At 70.3% G+C, this 24885-nt stretch carries 22 protein-coding genes, 1 rRNA gene and 1 pseudogene; 18 read left to right on the top strand and 6 right to left on the bottom strand.

Annotated features, from left to right (window positions below):
* From rrf to ACFQ7Q_RS21820, 9 genes are all read left to right on the top strand, one after another.
* A 5S ribosomal RNA gene (rrf, locus tag ACFQ7Q_RS21860) occupies window positions 1-91 on the top strand; the annotation flags it as partial.
* A 68-nt stretch (window positions 92-159) separates the two neighbouring features.
* The gene (locus ACFQ7Q_RS21855; protein ID WP_383557757.1) at window positions 160-807 is read left to right on the top strand and encodes an HAD family hydrolase; all 648 of its coding nucleotides are present in this window, start codon (window positions 160-162) and stop codon (window positions 805-807) included.
* A 43-nt stretch (window positions 808-850) separates the two neighbouring features.
* Complete coding sequence (locus ACFQ7Q_RS21850) at window positions 851-2065, top strand: MFS transporter (protein ID WP_383557755.1); 1215 nt, start codon at window positions 851-853, stop codon at window positions 2063-2065.
* On the top strand, window positions 2034-3212 hold the full coding sequence (locus ACFQ7Q_RS21845) for an acetoin utilization protein AcuC (RefSeq protein ID WP_383557753.1): 1179 nt from the start codon (window positions 2034-2036) through the stop codon (window positions 3210-3212). Before ACFQ7Q_RS21850 ends, ACFQ7Q_RS21845 begins: the two co-directional genes overlap by 32 nt.
* Before the next feature lie 86 nt (window positions 3213-3298).
* The gene (locus tag ACFQ7Q_RS21840) at window positions 3299-4114 is read left to right on the top strand and encodes a phosphatase (RefSeq protein WP_383557751.1); all 816 of its coding nucleotides are present in this window, start codon (window positions 3299-3301) and stop codon (window positions 4112-4114) included.
* 128 nt (window positions 4115-4242) lie between these two features.
* Window positions 4243-4452, top strand: a complete 210-nt coding sequence (locus ACFQ7Q_RS21835; protein WP_158988220.1) for a helix-turn-helix domain-containing protein — start codon at window positions 4243-4245, stop codon at window positions 4450-4452.
* A gap of 132 nt (window positions 4453-4584) precedes the next feature.
* Complete coding sequence (locus tag ACFQ7Q_RS21830) at window positions 4585-4683, top strand: 30S ribosomal protein bS22 (protein WP_003948845.1); 99 nt, start codon at window positions 4585-4587, stop codon at window positions 4681-4683.
* A gap of 196 nt (window positions 4684-4879) precedes the next feature.
* Complete coding sequence (locus tag ACFQ7Q_RS21825; RefSeq protein ID WP_383557749.1) at window positions 4880-5920, top strand: NAD-dependent epimerase/dehydratase family protein; 1041 nt, start codon at window positions 4880-4882, stop codon at window positions 5918-5920.
* Between the two features lie 2 nt (window positions 5921-5922).
* The gene (locus ACFQ7Q_RS21820) at window positions 5923-6957 is read left to right on the top strand and encodes a lysophospholipid acyltransferase family protein (RefSeq protein ID WP_383557747.1); all 1035 of its coding nucleotides are present in this window, start codon (window positions 5923-5925) and stop codon (window positions 6955-6957) included.
* 75 nt (window positions 6958-7032) lie between these two features.
* On the opposite strand, the gene ACFQ7Q_RS21815 is transcribed toward ACFQ7Q_RS21820, so the two are convergent.
* The 3 genes from ACFQ7Q_RS21815 to ACFQ7Q_RS21805 all read right to left on the bottom strand — a co-directional run bounded on the left by ACFQ7Q_RS21815 (window position 7033) and on the right by ACFQ7Q_RS21805 (window position 10725).
* Window positions 7033-8235 (bottom strand): DUF5667 domain-containing protein, encoded by a 1203-nt coding sequence (locus ACFQ7Q_RS21815; RefSeq protein ID WP_383557744.1) that lies wholly within the window; start codon window positions 8233-8235, stop codon window positions 7033-7035.
* 298 nt (window positions 8236-8533) lie between these two features.
* The gene (locus ACFQ7Q_RS21810; RefSeq protein ID WP_137988687.1) at window positions 8534-9325 is read right to left on the bottom strand and encodes an ECF subfamily RNA polymerase sigma factor, BldN family; all 792 of its coding nucleotides are present in this window, start codon (window positions 9323-9325) and stop codon (window positions 8534-8536) included.
* A 452-nt stretch (window positions 9326-9777) separates the two neighbouring features.
* Window positions 9778-10725: an HAD family hydrolase gene (locus tag ACFQ7Q_RS21805; protein ID WP_383557743.1), complete on the bottom strand. Its 948-nt coding sequence runs from the start codon at window positions 10723-10725 to the stop codon at window positions 9778-9780.
* A 137-nt stretch (window positions 10726-10862) separates the two neighbouring features.
* On the opposite strand from ACFQ7Q_RS21805, the gene ACFQ7Q_RS21800 reads away from it, so the two are divergent.
* The 6 genes from ACFQ7Q_RS21800 (at window position 10863) to hemB (ending at window position 17389) form a co-directional block, all read left to right on the top strand.
* Window positions 10863-11159, top strand: coding sequence for a glutaredoxin family protein (locus tag ACFQ7Q_RS21800; protein WP_383557740.1), 297 nt, complete (start codon window positions 10863-10865; stop codon window positions 11157-11159).
* A 272-nt stretch (window positions 11160-11431) separates the two neighbouring features.
* On the top strand, window positions 11432-12223 hold the full coding sequence (locus tag ACFQ7Q_RS21795) for a redox-sensing transcriptional repressor Rex (RefSeq protein ID WP_383557737.1): 792 nt from the start codon (window positions 11432-11434) through the stop codon (window positions 12221-12223).
* The gene (locus tag ACFQ7Q_RS21790) at window positions 12220-13575 is read left to right on the top strand and encodes a glutamyl-tRNA reductase (protein ID WP_383557735.1); all 1356 of its coding nucleotides are present in this window, start codon (window positions 12220-12222) and stop codon (window positions 13573-13575) included. The genes ACFQ7Q_RS21795 and ACFQ7Q_RS21790 overlap by 4 nt, the downstream gene beginning before the upstream one ends.
* Complete coding sequence (hemC, locus tag ACFQ7Q_RS21785) at window positions 13572-14558, top strand: hydroxymethylbilane synthase (RefSeq protein WP_383557732.1); 987 nt, start codon at window positions 13572-13574, stop codon at window positions 14556-14558. Before ACFQ7Q_RS21790 ends, hemC begins: the two co-directional genes overlap by 4 nt.
* Window positions 14555-16225 (top strand): uroporphyrinogen-III synthase, encoded by a 1671-nt coding sequence (locus ACFQ7Q_RS21780; RefSeq protein ID WP_383557730.1) that lies wholly within the window; start codon window positions 14555-14557, stop codon window positions 16223-16225. The genes hemC and ACFQ7Q_RS21780 overlap by 4 nt, the downstream gene beginning before the upstream one ends.
* 162 nt (window positions 16226-16387) lie before the next feature.
* Window positions 16388-17389 carry a porphobilinogen synthase gene (hemB, locus tag ACFQ7Q_RS21775; RefSeq protein ID WP_383557727.1) on the top strand — a complete coding sequence of 334 codons (1002 nt, stop codon included), beginning with the start codon at window positions 16388-16390 and terminating at the stop codon, window positions 17387-17389.
* On the opposite strand, the gene ACFQ7Q_RS21770 is transcribed toward hemB, so the two are convergent.
* A complete protein-coding gene (locus ACFQ7Q_RS21770; RefSeq protein WP_383557725.1) occupies window positions 17373-17939 on the bottom strand; it encodes a hypothetical protein in 567 nt (188 codons plus the stop codon). The genes hemB and ACFQ7Q_RS21770 overlap by 17 nt on opposite strands.
* A 40-nt stretch (window positions 17940-17979) precedes the next feature.
* On the bottom strand, window positions 17980-18876 hold the full coding sequence (locus ACFQ7Q_RS21765; protein WP_383557722.1) for an NAD(P)-dependent oxidoreductase: 897 nt from the start codon (window positions 18874-18876) through the stop codon (window positions 17980-17982).
* A 173-nt stretch (window positions 18877-19049) separates the two neighbouring features.
* Between ACFQ7Q_RS21765 and ACFQ7Q_RS21760 the strand changes: the two genes are divergently transcribed.
* Both ACFQ7Q_RS21760 and ACFQ7Q_RS21755 read left to right on the top strand, forming a co-directional pair.
* Window positions 19050-19319, top strand: a complete 270-nt coding sequence (locus ACFQ7Q_RS21760; protein WP_376436416.1) for a DUF1876 domain-containing protein — start codon at window positions 19050-19052, stop codon at window positions 19317-19319.
* Window positions 19320-19628: 309 nt separating this feature from the next.
* On the top strand, window positions 19629-21206 hold the full coding sequence (locus ACFQ7Q_RS21755) for a helix-turn-helix domain-containing protein (protein ID WP_383557720.1): 1578 nt from the start codon (window positions 19629-19631) through the stop codon (window positions 21204-21206).
* A gap of 67 nt (window positions 21207-21273) precedes the next feature.
* On the opposite strand, the gene argS is transcribed toward ACFQ7Q_RS21755, so the two are convergent.
* Window positions 21274-23043, bottom strand: a complete 1770-nt coding sequence (argS, locus tag ACFQ7Q_RS21750; protein ID WP_383557718.1) for an arginine--tRNA ligase — start codon at window positions 23041-23043, stop codon at window positions 21274-21276.
* A gap of 172 nt (window positions 23044-23215) precedes the next feature.
* Here argS and lysS point away from each other — a divergent pair.
* Window positions 23216-24885: pseudogene (gene lysS / locus ACFQ7Q_RS21745) on the top strand (lysine--tRNA ligase); the annotation flags it as partial.

Genomic DNA, 24885 nt, shown 5'->3' with positions numbered 1-24885 from the left:
GCCCGGTTACATTCCGAACCCGGAAGCTAAGCCTTTCAGCGCCGATGGTACTGCAGGGGGGACCCTGTGGGAGAGTAGGACGCCGCCGAACAATCTTTAGCCTCAACCCCCGGACTCTGTCCGGGGGTTGAGGCATTTTTGCGTTCTAAACTGGAACCCATGCGCTACGACCTGGTGATCTTCGACAACGACGGTGTGCTTGTGGACAGCGAGCCGATCTCCAACAAGCTGTTGGCCGGCTATCTGACGGAGGTCGGTCACCCCACCACGTACGAGGAGTCCGTGCGGGACTACATGGGGTCCGCGATGCACCGCATCCATGAGCTCGTCGAGGAGCGGACCGGGCAGCGCTTGCCGGCGGAGTTCGACGAGACGTTCCACGGACGGGTCTTCGCCGCCTTCCAGCGGGAGTTGGAGGCCGTGCCCGGGGCCGGGGACGTGCTCAAGGGGCTTGTCGACGGCGGGGTTCCGTACTGTGTGGCCTCCTCGGGCAGCCATGAGCGGATCCGGGTCGGGCACCGGAAGACCGGGCTCGACGTCTGGTTCCGGGACGAGAACATTTTCAGCTCCGAGGACGTCGGGCGGGGCAAGCCGTCGCCCGACCTGTTCCTCTACGCCGCGGAGCGTATGGGGGTGGCGCCCGAGCGGTGCGTCGTGGTCGAGGACAGCCGACTCGGGGTCCAGGCGGCTCTTGCGGCCGGGATGGACGTATACGGGTTCACCGCGATGACGCCCGAGGAGAAGCTCGCCGGCGCCAACGGGTTCTTCGGCAGGATGGACGAGCTGCCGGCGATATTGGGCAGGTGATCCATCTACCCATGGGTAGACCCGGGTCCTACGCTGTGCCGCCATGACGGATGCGCGGTTGCGGCGTGGGCGGGGATCCCTGGCGGTCAGTTTCTTCGTGCAGGGAGTGACGTTCGCGCTCCTTGTGACCCGAATACCGGCGATCCAGGACCGGTACGGGATCTCTGACGGGCTGCTGCCCGTCTTCCTGGCCGCCGTGCCGATCCTGGCCGGGGTGGCCAGTGTGGGCACCGAGAAGGTGGTTGCCCGGGTGGGGCCGGGAGTGGTGCTGCGGTGGGCGCAGCCGCTCGTCCTCCTGGCGCTGCTCGGGGTCGGCGCGGGGAGTGAGTTGTGGCAGGCCGCCGTGGCGCTCGGGGTCTTCGGGCTCGCGGTCGGTGCGTTGGACGCGTCGATGAACATGCTCGGGGTCAGCCTGCAGCGGGCGTACCGGCGGAGCATCATGCTCGGTTTCCACGCCGCGTACAGCCTGGGTGGGATCGCGGGTGCCTCGTTGGCATGGGCGGGTGCGCACTGGCATCTGCCGCTGTTCGTCTCGTATCTGCCGGTGGTGGCCGTTCTGTTGCCGGCCGCGCTCGTCGGGAGCCGGTGGTACACGCCGGGGGTGGGGCCGGGCGATGGGGCGGAGCCGGCCGGGGGCGGGGAGACGAAGGGGGGCGTGAGGGTCTCCTTCAAGCTGCTGCTGCCGCTGTGTCTCGTCATGACGTTCGCGTACATAGGGGACTCGACCGTCTCCAACTGGAGTGCCAAGTACCTCCAGGACGTGCTCGGCAGTTCGGAGGAGCTGGCGACCGTGCCGTACAACGCGTACATGGTCACCACACTGCTCGGGCGGGCCGTGGGTGACTTCGGGGTGCGGCGGCTGGGGGCGGCCATAGTCGTGCGCGGCGGGGCCGTGCTGGCCGCGCTCGGGTTCGCGGTCGTGGCGGTGGCGCCCGGGGCGTGGGTGGGGATGGCCGGGTTCACCGTGCTCGGGCTCGGGCTGAGTGTGATCGTGCCGCAGACCTTCGCCGCCGCCGGCAGGTTGTTCCCCGGGGCGAGCGACGCGGCCGTGGCCCGGCTGAACGTCTTCAACTATGTGGGGTTCCTGATCGGGTCCCCCTTGGTGGGGGCGCTCGGGGACGCCTGGAGCTATCGGGGGGCGATGCTGGTGCCGATGGTGCTGGTCCTGGTGACGGTGGCGTATGCCACGTCGTTCGGTTCTCAACCGGCCCGATACGGTGGCGGGCATGAGCGGCCGCGCACTGTTGATGTGGGATGAAGCTGTCACGGGGTACGACTTCGGGTCCGAGCATCCGATGGATCCGGTACGGCTCGCACTGACCATGGGGTTGGTGCGGGCGTACGGGCTCGATCGGGCCGTTGACGTGGTGGCGGCGAAGCCCGCGGGGGACTCGACGCTGCGGCTGGTGCACCGTGAGGACTATGTGGCCGCGGTGCGGGCCGCTTCCGCGAATCCGAGGGCGGCGGATCAGTCGTACGGGCTCGGGACGGTGGATGATCCGGCCTTTGCCGGGATGCACGAGGCGTCCGCGTTGATCGCCGGACAGTCGGTGGGTGCGGCTGAGGCGGTGTGGCGCGGCGAGGCCGCCCATGCGGTGAACTTCGCCGGCGGGCTGCATCACGCGATGCCGGGGAGCGCGTCCGGGTTCTGTATCTACAACGACGCGTCGTTGGCCATCGCCCGCCTGCTCGAGCTGGGTGCGGAGCGGGTCGCGTACGTGGATGTGGACGTGCATCACGGGGACGGGGTGCAGGCGGCGTTCTGGGAGGATCCGCGGGTTCTGACGATCTCGCTGCACGAGCATCCGCGGACGCTGTTCCCGCAGACCGGGTGGCCGGAGGAGACGGGTGCCACCGGTGCGGGGCAGGGGTCCGCGGTGAACGTGGCGTTGCCGGCGGGGACCGGGGACGCGGGGTGGCTGCGGGCCTTCCACGCCGTCGTACCGGAGCTGCTGGCGGATTTCCGGCCGCAGGTGCTGGTGACGCAGCACGGCGCGGACACGCATTTCGAGGATCCGCTGGCGCACCTGGCGGTGTCGCTGGACGCGCAGCGGGCGGTGCAGTTGGCCTGCCATGAGCTCGCGCACGCGCATGTGGACGGCGGCAAGTGGGTCGCGCTGGGTGGCGGCGGGTACGCGGTGGTGGATGTGGTGCCGCGGTCGTGGACGCATCTGGTGGGGATCGCCGGGCATGCGGAGGTCGATCCCGAGTCGGCGATTCCGTCGTCCTGGCGGGATCTGGTGTACGCGCGGACGCGGCAGCCGGGGCCGATGCGCATGACGGACGGCCGGTGGCCGGTGGGCTGGCGGGACTGGGAAGAGGGGTACGACCCGGCGGACCGGCTGGACCAGGCGATCCTGGCCACGCGGCGGGCGGCCTTTCCGCTCAGGGGGCTGCTGCCGTAGGACCCCGTGCGGTGTGGTTACGCCAACTGTGGGGTCTCCCAGGTGTTCTGACCCGTTGTCGGGTCGGCTCGGGCAGCATCGATCGGGTGCTGAGTACAGGGGCGTTGCGCGCGCATTTGTTGGCGGCGGGGTTGGCGGGGACGGTGGCGACCTCGCGGGAGGAGAGCCTGCGGAGCTACCGGCTGTTCGCCGCGCGGGATCCGCGGGTGATGCTGGGACTCGACCCCGAGTGGGGTTGGGGCGAGGGCGAGTTGTTACGGCTGATGGCCGACAAGTGCGGGGTGTCCAGGGATCCGGCGCACCGTTCGGGGCTCGATGTCATCGATCCGGAGCGGACGTTGGGCGGGCTCGACGCGTTCGCCGCGCGGCTGGGTGAGGCGGCGGGGCGGCGGGCTCCGGTGTTGTTCGGGACGGGGCATCCGCACCGTTTGCTCGGGTTCTACGCCGGGCTCGCAGACGCTTTGTCGGCGGCGGGATGTCTTGTTCTCACACCCGCGCAGGGGCGATGTGTCGACATAACGACCCGGTTCGGTCTACGTACGTACACCCTCGACTACGTACGCGGTGTCGCGTTGGTGCGAGAACCGGGTCTGCCGGGAACCGGGCGTGAGACGGGGGCGCACACCCACTCGCCGCTGCCGGTTAGGGCCGCTCTCGAGGGTGCCGTGCAGGGTGGCTGGCCGCTCCCCGAGCTTGTCGTCGGGGACCACGGTTGGGTCTGCGGTGCAGGTCAGCTGGGTTTCGAGGCCATCGGTCTGGCGGATACGGACGATCCCGCGCTGTTCGTCGGTGAGGCGGAGGGGCAGGTATCCGTAGCCGTTCCGCTTGATGACGGGGTGCGGTCCGATTACTACCGGCCGCTTACTCGCTATGTACTCAATCGAGCGAGTCTGTCACGGTAAACGGCCGATGGCTGCTCCTCTTCCCCACTCGTACCACACGCCCCTAGTCTGGAGCGTGAGCGCACAGCGACGCAGGGTCACCGGAGGGGAAGCCGGTGGGCGTCGTGTGCGGAAGGTACAGGTGGGTCATGGCTGCTGGCGATCGACCTCTCAATGAGGTCAAGTTTCTGACCGTGGCGGAAGTCGCCTCGGTGATGCGCGTGTCGAAGATGACCGTGTACCGCTTGGTGCACAGCGGTCATCTGCCGGCGATCCGGGTGGGCAGGTCCTTCCGGGTCCCGGAACAGGCGGTTCACGAGTACCTCAGGGAGTCCTTCGTGGGGGTGGAGACCGCGTAGCGGGGGCGCGGCCGGGAGCCAGTCCGCCCCTCGGATTACAAGTGCGGCGCTCGGGCCGGTAGGCTAAGCCCTCGTAGGTCGTGTGGGCCCAGACGCCCCGCACCGAGTGAAGAGAAGTGAGCGAGGGTAGTCGTGGGCTCTGTTATCAAGAAGCGGCGCAAGCGGATGGCCAAGAAGAAGCACCGCAAGCTGCTCAAGCGCACCCGCGTTCAGCGTCGCAACAAGAAGTAAGCGACGGCTGTAACGACGGCTGTTTGTGCGTCGAGCGTGGCCCCCCACCGTTGAGGTGGGGGGCCACGCCTTTTTTCGGCGCGGTTCGGACCCGGTTGCCCACGGCAGTCATCGCAGCGCAACAACAAGGCGCTACGGTGGCGCACAGGCCCCCCGGGGGAGAACTCGGGGGAGAGACCGACGGAAGGCGCTGATCTTGGGAAAGGTCGTGCTCGTCACCGGTGCGGCTCGGCATCTCGGAGGCCGTTTCGTACGTCGGGTCCAGCGGGATCCCGAGGTGGACCGGGTGGTCGCCGTGGACGCGGTCGCGCCGACGCACGATCTCGGCGGGGCCGAATTCGTCCGCGCGGACATCCGCCAGCCGGCCATCGCCAAGGTGCTCGCGGAGCATGACGTGGACACGGTCGTCCATATGGACGTCACGGGTACGGCGCTCGGCGCCGGGGGCCGGTCGTCGATCAAGGAGACCAACGTCATCGGCACCATGCAGCTCCTCGGTGCCTGCCAGAAGTCGCCGCGGATCACCCGGCTCGTGATCAAGTCCAGTACGAGCGTCTACGGCTCGGCGCCCCGTGACCCGGCCGTGTTCACGGAGACGACGCCGCCCAAGTCGCTGCCGAGCGGCGGGTTCGCCAAGGACGCCGTCGAGGTCGAGGGGTACGTACGGGGCTTCGCGCGGCGCCGCCCGGACGTGGCCGTGTGCGTGCTGCGGTTCGCGAACATCCTCGGGCCGCGGGCGGACTCCCCGCTCGCCGAGTATCTGTCGCTGCCGCTCATGCCGACCGTCTTCGGCTACGACCCGAGGCTGCAGTTCGTGCACGAGGACGATGTCATCGACGTCCTGGAACTCGCCTCGCGCGAGCCGCGCCGGGCGACGCTGAACAGCGGCACGTTCAATGTGGCCGGTGACGGGGTGCTGCTGCTGTCGCAGTGCGCGCGGCGGCTGGGGCGTCCGACGGTGCCGGTGCTGCTGCCGGCGGTCACCTGGGTCGGCTCCGCGCTGCGGACCGTCGGCGTGACCGATTTCGCGCCGGAGCAGATCCGGCTGCTCACTCACGGCCGGGTGGTCTCCACGGTCCAGATGCGCGAGACGCTGGGGTTCGCACCTCGGTACACGACGGCCGAGACCTTCGCGGACTTCGCCCGCAGCCGTGGACCGGGGCTGCTTCCGCCGGAGACGCTCGCGGGGGCGGTGGACCGGGTCGCGGCCCGGCTGGATCAGAAGGAGCCCAGGTAACGATGGCGGACGCCAAGGTCATTCCGTTCGACGACGACCGTTCACGGGCGCGGCGGCGGCCCGTCAGGGCGGCTCGGGACGCCGCCGTGCGGGCCCTGCCGGGCCAGCACGGCCCGGAGGAGCCCGTCTCCACGCCGAGGCCCGTGGCGGAGCCCGTGACGGCCCCGGAGGGCGTCGAGGAGGCGCCGGAGCGCCGGGGCGGGTGGGAGCGGCGGCTCGCGGGCGGGCTGGCGTTTCTGCGGCGGCGGGTGACCGGTGAGTACGAGGTCGACGAGTTCGGCTACGACAAGGAGCTCACCGACCAGGTCCTCATGTCGCTGGTGCGGCCGCTGGCGGAGAAGTACTTCCGGGTCGAGGTGAAGGGCGTCGAGAACATCCCCACCGAGGGGGGCGCTCTGGTCGTCGCGAACCACTCCGGGACGCTGCCGCTGGACGGCCTGATGATGCAGGTCGCCGTCCACGACCACCATCCGGCCGGGCGGCATCTGCGGCTGCTCGCGGCCGATCTGGTCTTCATGCTGCCGGTGGTCAACGAACTGGCCCGCAAGGCCGGGCACACGCTGGCCTGCGCGGAGGACGCGGAGCGGCTGCTGAAGGCCGGCGAGATCGTGGGCGTGATGCCGGAGGGGTTCAAGGGCATCGGGAAGCCGTTCGGGGAGCGCTACAAGCTGCAGCGCTTCGGCCGGGGCGGTTTCGTGTCGACGGCGCTGCGGGCCGGGGTGCCGATCGTGCCGTGCTCGATCGTGGGCGCGGAGGAGATCTACCCGATGATCGGCAACGCGAAGACGCTGGCGCGGGTGCTGGGCATCCCGTACTTCCCGATCACGCCGACGTTCCCGTGGCTGGGGCCGCTGGGGGCGGTGCCGCTGCCGACGAAGTGGACGATCCAGTTCGGCGAACCGATCGCGACGGACGGCTATCCGCCGGAGGCGGCGGAGGACCCGATGCTGATGTTCAACCTGACGGACCAGGTCAGGGAGCAGATCCAGCACACGCTCTACAAGCTGCTCGTGCAGCGGAGGTCCGTGTTCTTCTGAGCCGCCGGTTCCGTCGGCTCTTCCGGTGGTACGACGATGGGGCGCCCCGCCACAGAGGGGCGCCCCATCTTCGTCTCAGCGAGCGTCCTCCCTGTCGATGCCCAGGCCGGGGAGCAGGCCCGGCAGCAGGGGCGGGATCGTGACGTCCGGCATCTCGGGTGTCGAGGGGCCCACCGAGGGTGCCGTGGGGATGCCCGCCGGCGGGGTGTCGAGCAGGCCGCCCGTGTTGCCGCCCAGCAGGCCGTCGCTCTCCGGGGAGCCCGAGCCGGAGCCCGAGGGCTGGGGCCGGGTGGAGCCGCCTTCGCCGCCCGTGGAAGGGGCGGCAGGGGAGGACGGCGGACGCTGGGTCTGCGTACGCGAGGTGTCCTGCGACGAGCCCGGGGTGCTGGTCCCCACCGCGCCCTTCTCCGGGGTGCGTGGCAGCATCCCCTGAAGCGGCTCGACCTCTTCGTCTATGGCGACGAAGACGCCCTCCACCTCGTTGCCGACGTCGGCGAGCTGCACGGGCAGCCGGTCGCGCAGGCCGTTCCAGGTGTCGCGGTGCGCCTGGGCGAAGGAGTTGAGCCGGGCCATCGGACCGATCTCGCCGTCCCGCTCGTACGCCTGGCGCAGCAGACGGTGCCCCTCGGAGGCGTCGTGCTTCATGCCGCCGAGGACGCGCCGGATCTCGCCGAGCGATTCGTGGTCGAGGTCGCCGGCGCGGCCCCGCTCCATGAGTCTGCGGGCCTCGCTGAGCCGGGTCGACGCCTGGTCCAGGAAGATCCCGCCCCGCTCGGAGTCGTCGTCGGCCATGCCGCGCTTGATGTCTTCCATGCCGCGCTTCAGCCCATACAGCGAGTCACCCGGGAGGGCGTCGGAGCTGGCAGCGGCCACACCGCTGAACGCTCCCGCGGCCACACCGACCGTGAGGCCGCCGGCTGCGAGCCCCTTCGACCAGCGGGAGCGGGGGCGTAGTTTCCGGAGCGGGGAGGCCCGGTGGGCTCCCCGTCCGCTCGATGTCCGTTGCTCGGGCACCGTAGGGCCCGCGGCCGCGCTCCCCTCTGCGAGCATCGCTTCCATGGCGGCGACGAGCTGGGCTCGTTGCACCACCTTGACCTCGGGGTCCATCTCCGGCCTCGGCAGCTCGCCGAGACCGTTCGCCAGAGCCAACAGCCGCCCTTGCTCGGCCGGTTCGGCCGACGCCTCGGGCTGTTCGGCCGTCGCGTCATCGGGCGTCCGATCATCCAGGGCCTGGGCGAAGGCGTTCGCCCGCCGGTGCGCCGATACGTTCGCGATCACTGGCGGCACCTCCTCTCGTCATGACGGTCGACTCCCCGGGGTGTCCGGAAGGTTGCACACCTTGAACGCATCCACACGAAAGAGTGAGTGGCTGCGGACATGGTGTGACCACAGGGAGCCTGCATTCCGCACAACGAGCGGCGCGGCACTTGGGTTACGCGCGAAAGATGATCGGACCAGTGCGTCATCGAGGCGTCACCGACTGTGAGTTGGGCGGGGGTCGGGGGACGTGGGGGGTTGGTGCGGGGGAGGGGCGCGTCGCGGTCGGTGGGGGGCGCGTGTGGGGGGCGCGGAACGGTCAGCGGGCGTCGTCCGGGAGCAGGCGTGCCAGGGTGCGCACGGCCCGGTACTGGAGGGTCTTGATCGCACCCTCGTTCTTGCCCATGACCCGGGCGGTCTCGGCGACCGAGAGGCCCTGCAGGAAGCGCAGGGTCACGCACTCCTGCTGCTGGGGGTTGAGCCGGCGGACGGCGTCGAGGAGGGCCGCGTTGGAGAGGGACTCCAGGACGGAGTCCTCGGGGCTGCGCTCGACCTCGTTGGCGTCGAGCATCTCGCCCGTGGTCACTTCCAGTCGGAAGCGGCTCGACTTGAAGTGGTCCGCGACCAGGTTGCGGGCGATGGTGACCAGCCAGGCGCCGAAGTCGCGGCCCTGCCAGGTGAAGGTGGAGATCCGGCGCAGGGCGCGCAGGAACGTCTCGCTTGTGAGGTCCTCCGCCGTCGCCTTTCCGCCGACGCGGTAGTAGATGTAGCGATAGACCGTGTCGCTGTACTGGTCGTACAGGCGGCCGAAGGCCTCGGCCTCGCCGGCCTGGGCGCGCTCGACGAGGTCCATCATGCGGGCGCTGTCGCTGTCGGCGGTGGGGCGGCGGGCGGCGGTCGAGGTTCCGGTGCCGCCGCGGCTGCCCCGTCTGCCGACAGCGGCACCGCTCTCGGCGAGGGCATAGCAAGGACCGGCGGGTGCCGGTGCGGCGAAGGCAAAGGCGGGGACAGGGCCGGCGTACGCGGTGGGGACGAAGCCGCGCAAGTGGTCGAGGACCGTTGCGCGCAGCGTAGCCAGGCCCGAGGCGTCAACCCCGACGTGTGGGTACACGGGACTCCCAGAGGCAGAGCTTCCATCACGTGCAGTGCGGGACCGTTCACTCGTCGTGGCGACGTGTGGGTTCCGTTGTGCGTCTGAGGAGAATAACGCTTCGTACAGGCAGCACTACACCCAGTTGCGTAAATCACCGATTCCGTCTCACCTGTTACCGCTTGTGGGCGAGATCATTCACAGTTCGTGACCGATTGTTGATCGGATTACTTCCGAGTGTGACTGCGTGCACGCTCTGTTGTGCCCGAGTGTCAGGTGTGGGAGTGATCCGGCCCGCTGTTGGGTAGGGCACGAGGAATGCCTCTGAGTCGACGTGTGCGGTGGTGTTCGACCACGTACGGGTGAGCGGTGTCGGTCCCTGGTTGTCTCAGGCGATCGCAGCCGAAACGTATCGGCAGTGTGCGAAGCGCCGGCTGTGCCAAGTGGTCGGAGCCACCTGCCGCCCACTGGAGTCAGCGGCGACGGCGGTGCAGGGCGACCGCGGCGGCCGTGCCGCCCGCCAGCGCGCCGACGCCCGCCGCGGCGGGGATGCCGACCTTGGCCGCCTTGCGGCCCGTGCGGTAGTCGCGCAGTCGCCATTCGCGGGCCTTGGCGTGCTTGCGCAGCTTGGTGTCCGGGTTGATGGCGTACGGATGGCCGACCAGCGAGAGCATCGGGATGTCGTTGTGCGAGTCGCTGTAGGCGGCGCAGCGGTTCAGGTCCAGGCCCTCGGCGGCGGCCAGGGCGCGTACGGCCTCCGCCTTGGCGGGTCCGTGCAGCGGCTCGCCGACCAGCTTGCCCGTGTAGACGCCGTCGACGGACTCGGCGACCGTGCCGAGCGCGCCGGTCAGGCCGAGCCGCCGGGCGATGATCGTCGCCGTCTCGACCGGTGCGGCCGTGACGAGCCAGACCTTCTGTCCGGCGTCCAGATGGGCCTGGGCGAGCGCGCGGGTGCCGGGCCAGATGCGGTCGGCCATGTACTCGTCGTAGATCTCCTCGCCGATCGACATCAGTTCGGAGACGCGGTGGCCCTTGACGATGGACAGGGCGCTGTCACGGGCGTCCTGCATGTGCTCGGGGTCCTCGACGCCGGCCAGCCGGAACCACGCCTGCTGCCAGGCGAAGCGGGCCAGTTCGCGGCGCTGGAAGAACTTCCTCTTGTACAGGCCCCGGCCGAAGTGGAAGATCGCGGCGCCCTGCATGACGGTGTTGTCGAGATCGAAGAAGGCGGCTGCCTCGGCGTCGCCCACGACCGGGAACTCGGGTACCGACGGCTCGGCGGGCTCTGCCCGCGCCGCATCCCGTTCCAGTTCGAGCTGTTGCGAGGTCTTGCGCGCCGCCTCGGCGGCGGCCTCGCCTGCCAGAACGCTGCGCGCGGTGGCGGAGCGCCTACGGGGGGTGAGCCATCCCATTGCGGCCATGTCGTGAGCATAGCCAGTCTGTTCGGTACTTCCCGACGTCTCGCGGTGCCGCGGCGTGAACACTCCGCGACTCTCCTGTTAAACGGACAAGGGGGGAGCAAGCTGGAGAGAGGGGGCACCGTGCGCGGCAGCGCAGAATGGACGGCATGTTTGGACGGACGAAGAAGAAGGACATCCCCGCCGCTCCCGTCGCCGCCTCGCGGACCGTGACGCTGATCGGGAAGCCGGGCTGTCATCTCTGCGACGACGCCCGGGCCGTGATCGAGGCGGTCTGCGCCGAGACCGGGGCGCGCTGGGAGGAGAAGGACATCACTCAGGACGAGGAGCTCCATCGCGCGTACTGGGAGCAGATTCCCGTGGTCCTGGTCGACGGCGAGCAGCACACCTTCTGGCGTGTGGACGCCGGGCGGCTCCGGCGTGAACTGGGTGGATGACCGGAAGACGGCTACCATCATGGACGTTTTGTTGACGTTCGGGGGCGCGATCGTGAGGAGAGTGTGCGGTTTTGCCCCCTTCGGCTTCTCGACGGGCTGACGCGTTCCACGGTTCCGTCATGGCGCGAACCGAGCGCGTGACCCCGGTCACTTTGGCCGGACAAAACGGACACCATCTTTGTGCACGCGTTCACAAAGACATAGCCTGCATTCGACGGGGCGGTCCTGGGACACACGGCCGCCTGCAGCCCCGCTCATCCCGCAGGAGCACCGTGGCAACTGGCCGAACTCACCGACCGGCGACCCGCAGCCGAGGAATCCCCGAGGCCACCGTCGCCCGGCTTCCGCTGTATCTGCGTGCGCTCACCGCACTGTCGGAGCGCTCCGTACCCACGGTCTCCTCCGAGGAGCTCGCAGCCGCCGCGGGAGTCAACTCCGCGAAGCTGCGCAAGGACTTCAGCTACCTCGGCTCGTACGGCACGCGCGGCGTCGGCTACGACGTCGAGTACCTCGTCTACCAGATCTCCCGCGAGCTCGGCCTCACCCAGGACTGGCCGGTCGTCATCGTCGGTATCGGTAACCTCGGCGCCGCTCTCGCCGGCTACGGCGGCTTCGCCTCCCGTGGCTTCCGAGTGGCCGCGCTCATCGACGCCGACCCCGCCATGACCGGCAAGCCGGTCGCCGGGATCCCCGTCCAGCACAGCGACGACCTCGAGAAGATCATCGAGGAGGACGGCGTCTCCATCGGTGTCATCGCGACCCCGGCCGGCGTCGCCCAGCAGGTCTGCGACCGGCTCGTGGCCGCCGGCGTCACCTCCATCCTGAACTTCGCCCCGACCGTGCTCTCCGTGCCCGACGGCGTGGACGTGCGCAAGGTCGACCTCTCCATCGAGCTGCAGATCCTCGCCTTCCACGAGCAGCGCAAGGCGGGCGAGGAGGCGGAGGCCGAGGCCACCGCCGCACCCACGCCGCCCACGGCGCTCGACGCGGCGGGCGAGACCCCGCGCAAGGGCTCCGGACGCAAGGGACCCGACGGGGACCTCCCCGCGGTGATGCCGGCATGAGTCTTCTCGTCGTCGGCCTCAGCCACCGCAGCGCCCCCGTCAGCGTCCTCGAACGGGCCTCGCTCGCCGCGGACACCCAGGCCAAGCTGCTCCAGGACACCCTCGCCGCCGAACCGGCCGCCGAGGGCGCCGTCCTCGCCACCTGCAACCGCATCGAGCTCTACGCCGACGTGGACAAGTTCCACGCCGGTGTCGCCGAGCTGTCCACGCTGCTCGCCCAGCACAGCGGCGTCGGCCTCGAAGAGCTGACCCCCTATCTCTACGTGCACTACGAGGACCGGGCCGTCCACCACCTCTTCTCGGTGGCCTGCGGGCTCGACTCCATGGTCGTCGGCGAGGGCCAGATCCTCGGCCAGATCAAGGACGCCCTCGCGCTCGGCCAGGACCTGCACACCGCGGGCCGGCTCCTCAACGACCTGTTCCAGCAGGCGCTGCGGGTCGGCAAGCGCGCCCACAGCGAGACCGGGATCGACCGGGCCGGGCAGTCGCTCGTCACCTTCGGCCTTGAGCAGCTGGCCGACGGCACCGACGTCGACTCCTGGGCCGCGGGCAAGCGCGCCCTGGTCATCGGGGCCGGATCGATGTCCTCGCTGGCCGCCGCCACGCTCGCGCGCGTCGGGGTCTCCGAGATCGTGATCGCCAACCGTACGACCGCCCGTGCCGAGCGACTCGTACAGATCCTGACCGAGCCCGGAAGCACGGGTGTAGCCGCGCGCGCGGTCGAGATGGTTGCCGTCGGCGACGAACTGACACGTGCCGACATCGTCGTCTCCTGCACCGGAGCCACCGGACTCGTCCTGACCGGCGAGGCCGTCGAGGCCGCGATGAAGGGCCGCACGGCCCCGCTCGCACTCCTCGACCTGGCCATGCCCCGCGACATCGACGCCGCCGCCCACCGCATGACGAACGTCCGGCTCGTCGACATCGAGTCGCTGGCGGACGCCTCCGCCGACGCCCCGATGGCCGCCGACGTCGACCAGGTGCGCGCGATCGTCTCCGACGAGGTGGCCGCCTTCGGCGCCGCCCAGCGCGCCGCGCACATCACCCCGACCGTGGTCGCCCTGCGCACCATGGCCGCCGATGTGGTCGCGGGCGAGGTCGCCCGGCTCGAGGGCCGGCTGCCCGACCTCGACGACAAGCAGCGCGCCGAGATCACCCAGACCGTGCGCCGGGTGGTCGACAAGCTCCTGCACGCGCCGACCGTGCGGGTCAAGCAGCTCGCCAGCGAGCCCGGCGGTGCCGGGTACGCCGACGCGCTGCGGACACTCTTCGACCTCGACCCGGAGACGGTCGCCTCCGTCTCCCGGGCCGACCTGAATGACGCCGACGTCAAGAACCGAGGGCGAGTATGACCGAGAGGGCACTGAGGCTCGGGACCAGGCGCAGCAAACTCGCCATGGCCCAGTCCGGGCACGTGGCCGACGCCGTGCGGCAGCTGACCGGCCGACCCGTCGAGCTCGTGGAGATCACGACGTACGGGGACGTCTCGCGTGAGCACCTCGCGCAGATCGGCGGTACGGGGGTGTTCGTCGCCGCACTGCGCGACGCGCTCCTGGCCGGTGAGGTGGACTTCGCCGTCCACTCCCTGAAGGACCTGCCGACCGCCCAGCACCCCGAGCTGGTCATCGCCGCGATTCCGCGCCGCGAGGACCCGCGCGACGTGCTGGTCGCCCGTGCCGGACTGACGCTCGACACGCTGCCGCAGGGCGCCAGGATCGGCACCGGTTCGCCGCGCCGGACGGCCCAGCTCAACGCGTACGCGCGCAGCCACGGGCTGACCATCGAGACCGTGCCGATCCGCGGGAACATCGACACCCGCGTCGGATACGTACGCAGTGGAGAGCTGGACGCGGTGGTTCTCGCCGCGGCCGGTCTCAACCGCATCGGCGGGACGGAGGAGCTCACCGGCTCCCTGTCGCTCGACCACCTGTCGGTCGACGCCGTCCTGCCCGCCCCCGGCCAGGGGGCACTGGCGATCGAGTGTGTGGCGTCCGACGCCGACCTCGTCGCCGCGCTCGCCGAGCTCGACGACCCGGACACCCGGGCCGCCGTGACCGCCGAGCGATCCCTGCTCGCCGCCCTGGAGGCCGGCTGCTCCGCACCCGTGGGTGCGCTGGCCGACCTGCTGACCGAGGATTCCGGCCGCGGGCAGATTGTCACTGAAATGCGCCTGCGCGGCGTCGTCGGTACCACCGACGGCTCGACGCTGGTGCAGCTGTCCACCACCGGTCCCGTACCCGCGTCGCACGACGAGGCGATGGCGCTCGGACGCGAACTCGCGGACGAGATGCTCGCCAAGGGTGCGGCCGGTCTTATGGGGGAGCGAGCACTTTGAGCCCCACCAGCCCGACCACCAGCCCCGCGTCCCCGGCCTTCTTCGGTCAAGGGAGCGTCACCTTCCTCGGCGCCGGACCAGGCGATCCAGGACTGCTGACCCTCCGGGCAGTCGAAGCCCTCGCCGGCGCGGACGTCCTGATCGCCGAGCCGGAGGTGCTCGAAGTCGTTCGCGGCCATGCGCGCGCGGGCGTGAGCACGCCTGAGCTGACGGTTGTTGACGAGGCGTCAACAACCGCCGGTGTCCCCGTGTTGAGGGATGCGACCAATCTTGTCATGGAGGCCGCGAGGGGCGGCAAGCGGGTCGTCCGTGCGGTGACCGGCGACCCCGGCCTCGACGGAAACGCAGGTCAGGAGATGCTGGCCTGCGCGTCCGAGGGCATCCCCTTCGAGGTCGTGCCCGGCGTGGCCACGGCGGTGGGCGTACCGGCGTACGCCGGTGTCCCGCTGCGCGACGCGCAGGGCACCGATGTGCGCTTCGTGGACGCCCGTACCGCCGACGACCGCTGCTGGACCGAGGTCGGTGCCTCGGACGGCACCGTCGTCGTGTCCACCTCGCTCGACTCGGTCGCCGCCGCGGCCGGTGAACTGGTGGCGGCAGGCCGTAAGCCGGACACCCCGCTCACCGTGACCATCGGCGGTACGACGACCCGGCAGCGGACCTGGACCGCGACGCTCGGCACGATCGCCCAGGTCTTCAAGCAGGGCAAGGTGCTCCCGTCGCCCGAGGGCCACCGGCCGGTCATAGCCGTGGTCGGCGAGCGCAGCGCCCCGGCGCAGCGGGACCAGCTGGCGTGGTTCGAGTCGAAGCCGCTGTTCGGCTGGCGAGTGCTCGTGCCGCGCACCAAGGAGCAGGCCGCGTCGCTCTCCGACCAGCTGCGTTCGTACGGCGCGGTGCCGCACGAGGTGCCGACGATCGCCGTCGAGCCGCCGCGGACGCCGCAGCAGATGGAGCGTGCGGTCAAGGGTCTGGTGACCGGCCGCTACGAGTGGATCGCCTTCACGTCGGTCAACGCGGTGAAGGCGGTGCGGGAGAAGTTCGAGGAGTACGGGCTCGACGCGCGGGCCTTCGCCGGGATCAAGGTCGCGGCGGTGGGCGAGCAGACGGCCGCGGCGCTGGTCGACTTCGGTGTGAAGCCGGACCTGGTGCCGAGCGGTGAGCAGTCGGCCGCGGGCCTTCTCGAGGACTGGCCGCCCTACGACCCGGTCTTCGACCCGATCGACCGTGTCTTCCTGCCGCGGGCTGACATCGCGACGGAGACGCTGGTCGCCGGTCTGATCGAGCTCGGTTGGGAGGTCGACGACGTGACCGCCTACCGGACGGTCCGGGCGTCGCCGCCGCCGGCGGACACGCGTGAGGCGATCAAGGGCGGCGGCTTCGACGCGGTGCTCTTCACCTCGTCGTCGACGGTGCGGAACCTGGTGGGTATCGCCGGGAAGCCGCACAACGTGACGGTCATCGCCTGTATCGGTCCCGCGACCGCGAAGACGGCGGAGGAGCACGGGCTGCGGGTGGACGTGCTCTCGCCTGAGCCGTCGGTGCACAAGCTCGCGGAGGCGCTGGCGGACTTCGGTCTGCGGCGGCGGGCGGCGGCGCTGGAGGCGGGCGATCCGGTGACGCGGCCGTCGGAGCGGAGGCCGGGGGCGCGGAGACGTCGGACGACGTAGTTCTGTGTTGCGCACGGGGTGCGGGGCCTTTCCGGGTCCCGCACCCCGTGCGTTTTGGGGCCTTGAGGTGGCCCCGCACCTGGTGCGTATTGCCCACAACGGAAGCGGGGTGGGAACAAGGTGTCGGTAAAGGCATTGGGTCCGCGGGCGTAGCCTCGGGGCATGAACTCGTACGGAACCTTTCCCGGGGCGCGGCCGCGGCGGCTGCGGACGACTCCTGCCATGCGGCGGATGGTGGCCGAGACGCGGCTCAGCCCGGCCGATCTGATCCTTCCCGCCTTCGTGCGCGAGGGGATCAGCGAGCCCCGGCCGATCACCGCCATGCCCGGGGTGGTGCAGCACTCGCGGGACACCCTGCGCAAGGCCGCCGTGGAGGCGCTGGAGGCCGGTGTCTCCGGGATCATGCTGTTCGGCGTGCCCGAGGACGAGAAGAAGGACGCAGCCGGCACCGCGGGCACGGACCCGGACGGGATTCTCCAGGTCGCGATCCGGGACGTGAAGGCCGAGGTCGGCGACGATCTGGTGATCATGTCCGATCTCTGCCTCGACGAGTACACCGACCACGGGCACTGCGGGGTCCTGGACGAGAGCGGGCGGGTCGACAACGACGCCACGCTGGAGCGTTACGCCGAGATGGCCCAGGTCCAGGCCGACGCCGGTGTCCATGTCGTCGGACCGTCCGGGATGATGGACGGCCAGGTCGGGGTGGTCCGGGACGCGCTGGACACCATCGGCAAGGAGGACGTGTCGATCCTCGCGTACACCGCGAAGTACTCCTCCGCCTTCTACGGGCCCTTCCGCGAGGCCGTCGGCTCGTCTCTCCAGGGCGACCGCAAGACCTATCAGCAGGATCCCGCCAACGTCCGTGAGTCGCTGCGTGAGTTGGCGCTGGACCTGGAGGAGGGCGCCGACATGGTGATGGTGAAGCCCGCGGGCCCCTACCTGGACGTGCTCGCGAAGGTCGCCGAAGCAGTGGACGTGCCCGTCGCCGCGTACCAGATCAGTGGTGAGTACGCGATGGTCGAGGCGGCCGCCGAGAAGGGCTGGATCGACCGCGACAAGGCCATCTTCGAGACGCTCACCGGGATCAGGCGCGCGGGCGCGCAGATGATCCTGACGTACTGGGCGACCGAGGTCGCGCAGAAGCTCAGCCGCGGAGTCTGACGGCTTCCCGGATCTCTCGCACGACGCCTCGATAGGGGCGGAACCGCAGGGCGGTTCCGCCCCCTTCGTCGTCATGGGCCGTGAGGACGTGGACGCGCTTGCCGTCCTCGCCGCGGTGGAAGTACTGGGCGACGCCGTCGTCGGAGCGGGTCGCGCTGAGGGTGCGTATGGGCGCCTCCCGGAGCCGGACCACGCGGTCGTGGGTGTAGCGGCCGGGCGGGCCCACCGTGGTCACGGCCTGTACGGAGGCGGCGATGGCCCGTTGGTTGGCCGGGTCGGCGGTGAAGGCGTAGTGGGCGGCCGAGTCCGTCCACTGGGCGTAGTTGAGGATCGTGCGGCCGTCCGAGCCCATCAGGCAGTGGCGGGAGAGGAACGCCTCCGGCAGCTCGGCCCCGGCCCAGGCGTCCACGACGGTGTCCATCACGAGCCGCTGACGCTCGGCGTCCTCCGTGTACCACTCGGCGATCAGGACGAGGCCGGCGTCCGGCCTGCCTAAGGCCGGGAAGTCGTCGGACTCCGCGAGTTTCGTCCCCGTCGAATCGTTAGTCATGACTAACAGTTTCCGGGGTGTCCGTCTTCCGTGCAAGCGATTAACGAGCCAGCATCTCCGCCAGCCGGGACAGGCCGTCCGCCGCGTGACCCTCGGCGATCGAGCGGTCCAGGAGGACCTGGAAGGGCTCGAAGAGCTCGGGGCTGACGCCCTGGGCCTTGTACGTGGCCACGAAGTTGGGGAAGGCCGACTGGTTCACCGCCAGACTGGAGACGTCGGTCAGGTGCTGTCCCGAGTCGACCGCCCGGGCGATCTCCGGGACGCCGCCGAGCATCGCCGTGACCCAGGGGACCAGGAGTTCGGCGTACTCCTCGGCGCCGATCTTCTCCGTGCGGACCAGGGCCAACGCCTGGACGACCCCGATGAACATCCCGTACATGCCGGTCAGCAGACCCAGGTCGTACAGGGCCGCGAGGCCGGGGTCGGCGCCGGTCCACCTGGTGCCGCCCAGCGCCGCGAGGGTCGCGCGGTGGGTCTCGTACGCCTGCTCGTCGCCGCTGTAGAAGACGTAGGCGTCCGGGCCCGCGATCATCTGCGGGACGGCCATGATGCCGCCGTCGACGTACCGGGCACCGACGCTCTCCGCCCGGGCGGAGAGGGTCCGGGCCTGCTCGGGCGTGCCGTTCGTGAGGTTGACCAGCGTCTTTCCTGCCACGGAGTCGCCGAGGACGGTGAAGAGCTCGTCGACGTTGTCGTTCGTCAGCAGGCACAGGACGACGAGCGGGCTCGCCGCCACCCCGGCCACGGGCGTGTCGGCGGGCAGGGCTCCCTGCGCGACCAGCGGGCCCGTCCTGGCCGGGGAACGGTTCCAGACGGTGACCGGGTGGCCCGCGTTCAGGAAGGCGCCGGCCAGGGCCGTGCCCATCATGCCCAGGCCGAGGACGGAGACGGGGGCGGAGGCGGCTGCCTGCGCGGTCGAGGAGGCGGTCGCGGACATGGGTGTGCTCCAGGGCTTGGAATCGGGGGTTCGAGCCGTCCTGCGGCTCGCTTTCGATCCTTCTCCGGGGCGGTTCGACCCACAAGTACCGACTTAATCGTCAGCTACGCACCGATTGGTAAGGATGCGCCGGGCGGCGCACCCTGGAAGTACCTCAGGAGGTGGTCCTCATGATGCACACGCTCGTGGGATGGCACGTCGAGATGGAGTTCCAGGAGGAGGGAGACCGGACGAGGGCGGCCGCCATGGTGCGGCTCGGTGACGGCACCGAGTTCCGCGCCCAGGGCAACGCCCACCGGCACCCGTCGGACCCTGAGCAGCTGCGGGTCGGCGAGGAGATCGCGGGCGCACGCGCGCTCATGGATCTCGCCTCGCAGCTGCTGCAGAAGGCGCACACGGAGATCGACGAGGTGTCGGGCAGGACGTCCCGTCCCATCAGCTGACAGCAGGTCAGTACATCGGCGGCGAGGGCGACGTGAGTGCGTCGCCCTCGCCGCCGATGCCGCGAGACCGGTCAGCTTCTGGTGATCAGGGTGATCACGATCGCGGTGCAGGTGATCAGGACTGCGACGGCTACGACGTCCGTCAGATGTCGGCTGGGCATGGACTCACCCTGAAGGGTGGGGTGATCGCGCGGCAACGGTCACGGGACAATGGGGGAAGCTGGAACGCGCGGACCTGCCGTGACCTGGGGAAATGACCGACCCCTGGAATGCGTTCCTGGGACGGTCGAGACGAGGGGAACGGGGCGGGTGGCAACGGAGGCGGATGGTTTCGCGGAGCTGGTGCGCGAGCTGAAGGAACGATCCGGGCTCAGCTATGGGGCGTTGGCGAAGAAGCTCCACGTCAGTACGTCGACGCTGCACCGGTACTGCAACGGTGACGCCGTACCGGCCGAGTTCGCCCCCGTGGAGAGACTGGCGCGGCTGTGCGGAGCCTCCCGCGACGAGATGATCGCGCTGCACCGTCACTGGATTCTGGCCGACGAGGCGCGTCGGCGGGGCAAGAACGGACCGACGGCTTCCGAGCCGCAGGGCCCGGCGGGAAGCCCGGTGGAAGCCGCGGGGGGATCCGGGGCGGAGGCCGCGCAGGGATCCGGCGCGGAGGCCACGGCGGCAGCTGCCTCCGAAGCCGCGCCGGACGCCGTGCCGGTTGCGGGGTCGGACGCCGGATCGGAGGCAGGGCCGGACGCCGTTGCGGTTGCCGGATCGGACGCCGGGCCGGAGGCCGGCTCTGGGTCGGGCTCGGGCCTGGACTCCGGCTCGGGCTCTGGTTCGGGCTCGGGCGCTGCGGACACCACCGTGATGCCCGCCGCGCCCGGGCCCGCTCCTGCCCTCGTCCCCGTGCCCGGCGCCGCGCCTGAGGTCGTCGTGACCGTGCAGGCGCATCCGCGGGCCTCCGGCGTCCCGGGTGCGTCCGCCCGCTCCCGCTCCCGCAAGCGGCTGCGGACGGCCGTCGCCGCGGCCGCCGTCGTCGCGCTCGCCGTGCCCGTGGCGTACGCCGTCAGCCGCCCCGACGACAAGGGCGCCGGCGACAAGAACGCCTCCGGACAGCACGCGGACGGAACCGTCGACCCGCCCGCGGCGAGCGTCTCCGCGCCCGTGACGGCCTCCGCATCGGGCTCCGGATCCCCGACCGCCACCACCACCCCGAGCGCGCCGGCGACCGCGTCCCGGGCGAACCCCTCCGCCCAGGCGACCCGCCAGGCGGTGGGCGACCCCGTGAGCGTGGGCATCAGCTCGTACAACTGGGCCGGGGCCTGCGGCCAGTACTACGCCCTCGGCCAGCCGCCCGGACAGGTCCCGCCCCCGCCCGCCCCGCAGGACAGCCGAGGCTGGGCGCGGGCGCTCGGCGGGGTCGACGGCGGCCATATGCAGCTCCAGCTCACCGCGACCGGCCGTACCGACGAAGCCACGGTGCTCACCGCCGTCCGCGTACGGGTCGTGGAGCGCGCGGCGCCCCTGGACCGGGCGGCGTACTTCATGGGCGACGGCTGTGGCGGCGGCATCACCCCTCAGGCCTTCGACATCGACCTCGACGCCCCGCACCCCACCGCGAAGCCGGTCGCCGGTCTCGACGGCGAACACCGGGTACCGGCCAAGGACTTCCCGTACAAGGTCTCCACCAGCGACCCCCAGGTGCTCAACCTCGACGTGCACACCGAGTCGTACGTCGTCTCCTGGTACCTGGAAGTGGAGTGGAGCAGCGGCGAACGGCACGGGAAGGCACGCGTCGACGACGGCGGGAAGCCGTTCCGCACGAGCGCGATCGAGGGGAAGAAGGAGTACCTCTACCGGCCCGACAAGGGCGAGTGGGCCGCCCCGCAGTGACCGATGACGAAGGCCCCGGCGCCGTACGGATACGGTGCCGGGGCCTTCGTCGTGCCGTGGCGTGTCGTCAGAGGCGCTCGGGCGTCCGGATGCCCAGCAGGGCCAGGCCCTGGTGGAGCGTGCGGGCCGTCAGGTCGCAGAGGAACAGTCGGTTCTCCGCGATCTCCTTCGGCGGCTCCGGCTTGATGACGGGGCACTGGTCGTAGAACGTCGTGTAGAGCGACGCCAGCTGGTACAGATACGCGGCCAGCTTGTGCGGGGCGTATTCCTCGGCGACCTCGGCCAGCGTCTCGCCGAACTGGTCCAGGTGCAGACCGAGCGCGCGCTCCGCCGGGGCCAGCTCCAGCTCGGGGTGGGCCACCGGGGTGAGCTCGCCCGCCTTGCCGAAGATCGACTTGATACGGGCGTACGCGTACTGGAGGTACACCGACGTGTCGCCGTTCAGCGACACCATCTGGTCCAGGTCGAACTTGTAGTCCCGCGCCGCGGACGTCGACAGGTCGGCGTACTTGACCGCGCCGATGCCGACGTACTGGCCGTTCTCGACGATCTCCGACTCGGTCAGACCCACCTTCTCGGCCTTCTCGCGGACGACCGCCGTCGCCCGGTCCACGGCCTCGTCCAGCAGGTCCACCAGCCTGACCGTCTCGCCCTCACGGGTCTTGAACGGCTTGCCGTCCTTGCCGAGCACCGTGCCGAACGCCAGCTGGACGGCCTTCACCTCGTCGTTCAGCCAGCCGGCCCGGCGGGCGGTCTCGAAGACCATCTTGAAGTGCAGGGACTGGCGGGCGTCGACCACGTACAGCAGGGTCGTCGCCTTCAGGTTCTGCACCCGGTCCCGGATCGCCGACAGGTCGGTCGCCGCGTAGCCGAAACCGCCGTCGGACTTCTGGACGATCAGCGGGGTCGGGTTGCCGTCCGGGCCCTTGACGTCGTCGAAGAACACGCACAGCGCGCCGTTGGAACGGACCGCGACGCCCGACTCCTCGAGGATCCGGCAGGTCTCCACCAGCATGTCGTTGTAGCCCGACTCGCCGACCACGTCCGGGTCGTTGATGTCCATGTCGAGCTTGTCGAAGACCGAGTAGAAGTAGATCTTCGACTCGTCGACGAACCGCTGCCACAGGGCACGCGTCTGCTCGTCACCGGCCTGGAGGTCCACGACCCGCGCACGCGCCCGGGTCTTGAACTCCTCGTCCGAGTCGAACAGCGCGCGCGAGGACTTGTAGAGCCGGTTGAGGTTGGACATGGCCTCCTCGCCGGAGACCTCCTCCTCGGACTTGTGGTCCAGCTCGTGCGGGTGCTCGATCAGGTACTGGATGAGCATGCCGAACTGGGTGCCCCAGTCGCCGATGTGGTGGCGACGGACCACCTTCTCGCCCGTGAACTCCAGGATCTCGACCATCGCGGCACCGATCACGGCGGAGCGGAGGTGGCCGACGTGCATCTCCTTGGCCACGTTCGGCTGCGCGTAGTCGATCACCGTCGTGCCGGCGTGCTCCCCGTAGGGCACGCCGAGGCGGTCGTCGGCGGCGCGGGCGGCGAGGGTCTTGATGATCGCCTCGTCGGTGATCGTGATGTTCAGGAAGCCGGGGCCCGAGACCTCGATCTCCTTCAGCACGTCGTTCGCCGGGATGCCGTCGACGACCTTCGTCGCCAGCTCACGCGGATTGCCCTTGAGCTGCTTGGCGAGGGCCAGGATGCCGTTGGCCTGGAAGTCGGCCCGGTCGCTTCGTCGCAGCAGCGGGTCGGCGGAACCGGCCTCCGGCAGTGCTGCCGAGAGACCTTCCGCGAGACGCTGCTGCACGGTCGAAGCGAGGGAAGGGACCGAGGCCATGAGCTTCCGTTCCTGTCGGTGGTTCAGTGGTGGGCTTTATCGCTTGTCAAGTGTCCCATGGGCGGGCAACGTGTTTTCTCCACCTGTGGACAACCTCGGAGTGGCCCCTTTCGTCTGGGAGAATGGCTGACGTAAGGCTGCAAGGCTTTCGAGGGAATCAAGGAAGAAGGACGTACCGACCGTGGCTCAGAGCAGCACCGAGACCGACTGGGTCTCCCGTTTCGCGGACGAGGTCATCGCCGAGTCGGAGCGACGTGCGCCTGGCAAACCGGTCGTCGTCGCCTCCGGACTCTCCCCCTCCGGCCCGATCCACCTGGGCAACCTCCGCGAGGTCATGACCCCGCACCTGGTCGCCGACGAGGTCCGCCGCCGTGGGTACGAGGTCCGGCACCTGATCTCCTGGGACGACTACGACCGGTACCGCAAGGTGCCGAACGGCGTCGCGGGCGTCGACGAGTCCTGGGCCGAGCACATCGGCAAGCCGCTGACCTCCGTCCCGGCCCCGGCCGGCTCGGCGCACGCGAACTGGGCCGAGCACTTCAAGGCCGCCATGGTCGAGTCGCTGGCCGAGCTGGGCGTCGAGTACGACCCGATCAGCCAGACGGAGCAGTACACGGCGGGCACCTACCGCGAGCAGATCCTGCACGCCATGAAGCACCGCGGTGACATCGACGCGATCCTCGACCAGTACCGGACGAAGAAGGCGCCGAAGAAGCAGTCGCAGAAGCCCCTCGACGAGGCCGAGCTGGAGGCCGAGGAGGGCTCCGGCGCGGCGAACGAGGACGACGGCTCCGGCGGCGCCGGGGGCTACTTCCCGTACAAGCCGTACTGCGGGCAGTGCGAGAAGGACCTGACGGCTGTCACGTCGTACGACGACGAGACCACCGAGCTGGCGTACACCTGCACGGCCTGCGGCTTCTCCGAGACCGTGAAGCTGAGCGAGTTCAACCGCGGCAAGCTGGTCTGGAAGGTCGACTGGCCGATGCGCTGGGCGTACGAGGGCGTGATCTTCGAGCCGTCGGGCGTCGACCACTCGTCGCCGGGTTCGTCCTTCGTCGTCGGCGGCCAGATCGTGCGCGAGGTGTTCGACGGCGTGCAGCCGATCGGCCCGATGTACGCGTTCGTGGGCATCAGCGGCATGGCGAAGATGTCGTCGTCGCGCGGTGGCGTGCCGACGCCCGCCGACGCGCTGAAGATCATGGAGGCGCCGCTGCTGCGCTGGCTGTACGCGCGCCGCAAGCCGAACCAGTCCTTCAAGATCGCCTTCGACCAGGAGATCCAGCGGCTCTACGACGAGTGGGACAAGCTGGAGGCCAAGGTCGCGGACGGCTCCGTGCTGCCGGCGGACGCGGCGGCGTACGCGCGTGCCGCCCGCACGGCCGCCGGTGAGCTGCCGCGCACGCCGCGGCCGCTGCCGTACCGGACGCTGGCCTCGGTCATGGACATCACGGCCGGCCACGACGAGCAGACCCTGCGGATCCTGACCGAGCTGGACCCGGAGAAGCCGGTCACCAGCCTGGACGAGGTCCGCCCGCGTCTGGACCGCGCCGAGAACTGGATCACCACCCAGGTCCCGGCCGACCAGCGCACGATCGTCCGCGACGAGCCGGACGCCGAGCTCCTCGGCTCGCTCGACGACCAGGGCCGTGAATCCCTGCGCCTCCTCCTGGAGGGCCTGGACACGCACTGGTCCCTGGACGGCCTGACCACGCTCGTCTACGGCGTCCCGAAGGTCATGGCCGGCCTCGACCCCGAGGCCAAGCCGACCCCGGAGCTGAAGGTCGCCCAGCGCTCGTTCTTCGCCCTGCTCTACAAGCTCCTCGTCAGCCGCGAGACAGGCCC

It is taken from the genome of Streptomyces sp. NPDC056527, from assembly GCF_042794475.1.
GTDB lineage: Bacteria > Actinomycetota > Actinomycetes > Streptomycetales > Streptomycetaceae > Streptomyces.
The sequence above is the reverse complement of the archived record's forward strand: the minus strand, read 5'-3'. Positions and strand labels throughout refer to the sequence as shown.

What these genes read in the sequence shown, in the direction of transcription:
- ACFQ7Q_RS21855 (WP_383557757.1), top strand. Translation starts at nt 160, where the DNA reads ATGCGCTACGACCTGGTGATCTTCGACAACGACGGTGTGCTTGTGGAC.
- ACFQ7Q_RS21850 (WP_383557755.1), top strand. Translation starts at nt 851, where the DNA reads ATGACGGATGCGCGGTTGCGGCGTGGGCGGGGATCCCTGGCGGTCAGT.
- ACFQ7Q_RS21845 (WP_383557753.1), top strand. Translation starts at nt 2,034, where the DNA reads ATGAGCGGCCGCGCACTGTTGATGTGGGATGAAGCTGTCACGGGGTAC.
- ACFQ7Q_RS21835 (WP_158988220.1), top strand. Translation starts at nt 4,243, where the DNA reads ATGGCTGCTGGCGATCGACCTCTCAATGAGGTCAAGTTTCTGACCGTG.
- ACFQ7Q_RS21820 (WP_383557747.1), top strand. Translation starts at nt 5,923, where the DNA reads ATGGCGGACGCCAAGGTCATTCCGTTCGACGACGACCGTTCACGGGCG.
- ACFQ7Q_RS21805 (WP_383557743.1), bottom strand. Translation starts at nt 10,725, where the DNA reads ATGGCCGCAATGGGATGGCTCACCCCCCGTAGGCGCTCCGCCACCGCG.
- ACFQ7Q_RS21800 (WP_383557740.1), top strand. Translation starts at nt 10,863, where the DNA reads ATGGACGGCATGTTTGGACGGACGAAGAAGAAGGACATCCCCGCCGCT.
- ACFQ7Q_RS21790 (WP_383557735.1), top strand. Translation starts at nt 12,220, where the DNA reads ATGAGTCTTCTCGTCGTCGGCCTCAGCCACCGCAGCGCCCCCGTCAGC.
- hemC (WP_383557732.1), top strand. Translation starts at nt 13,572, where the DNA reads ATGACCGAGAGGGCACTGAGGCTCGGGACCAGGCGCAGCAAACTCGCC.
- hemB (WP_383557727.1), top strand. Translation starts at nt 16,388, where the DNA reads ATGAACTCGTACGGAACCTTTCCCGGGGCGCGGCCGCGGCGGCTGCGG.
- ACFQ7Q_RS21770 (WP_383557725.1), bottom strand. Translation starts at nt 17,939, where the DNA reads ATGACTAACGATTCGACGGGGACGAAACTCGCGGAGTCCGACGACTTC.
- ACFQ7Q_RS21765 (WP_383557722.1), bottom strand. Translation starts at nt 18,876, where the DNA reads ATGTCCGCGACCGCCTCCTCGACCGCGCAGGCAGCCGCCTCCGCCCCC.
- ACFQ7Q_RS21760 (WP_376436416.1), top strand. Translation starts at nt 19,050, where the DNA reads ATGCACACGCTCGTGGGATGGCACGTCGAGATGGAGTTCCAGGAGGAG.
- argS (WP_383557718.1), bottom strand. Translation starts at nt 23,043, where the DNA reads ATGGCCTCGGTCCCTTCCCTCGCTTCGACCGTGCAGCAGCGTCTCGCG.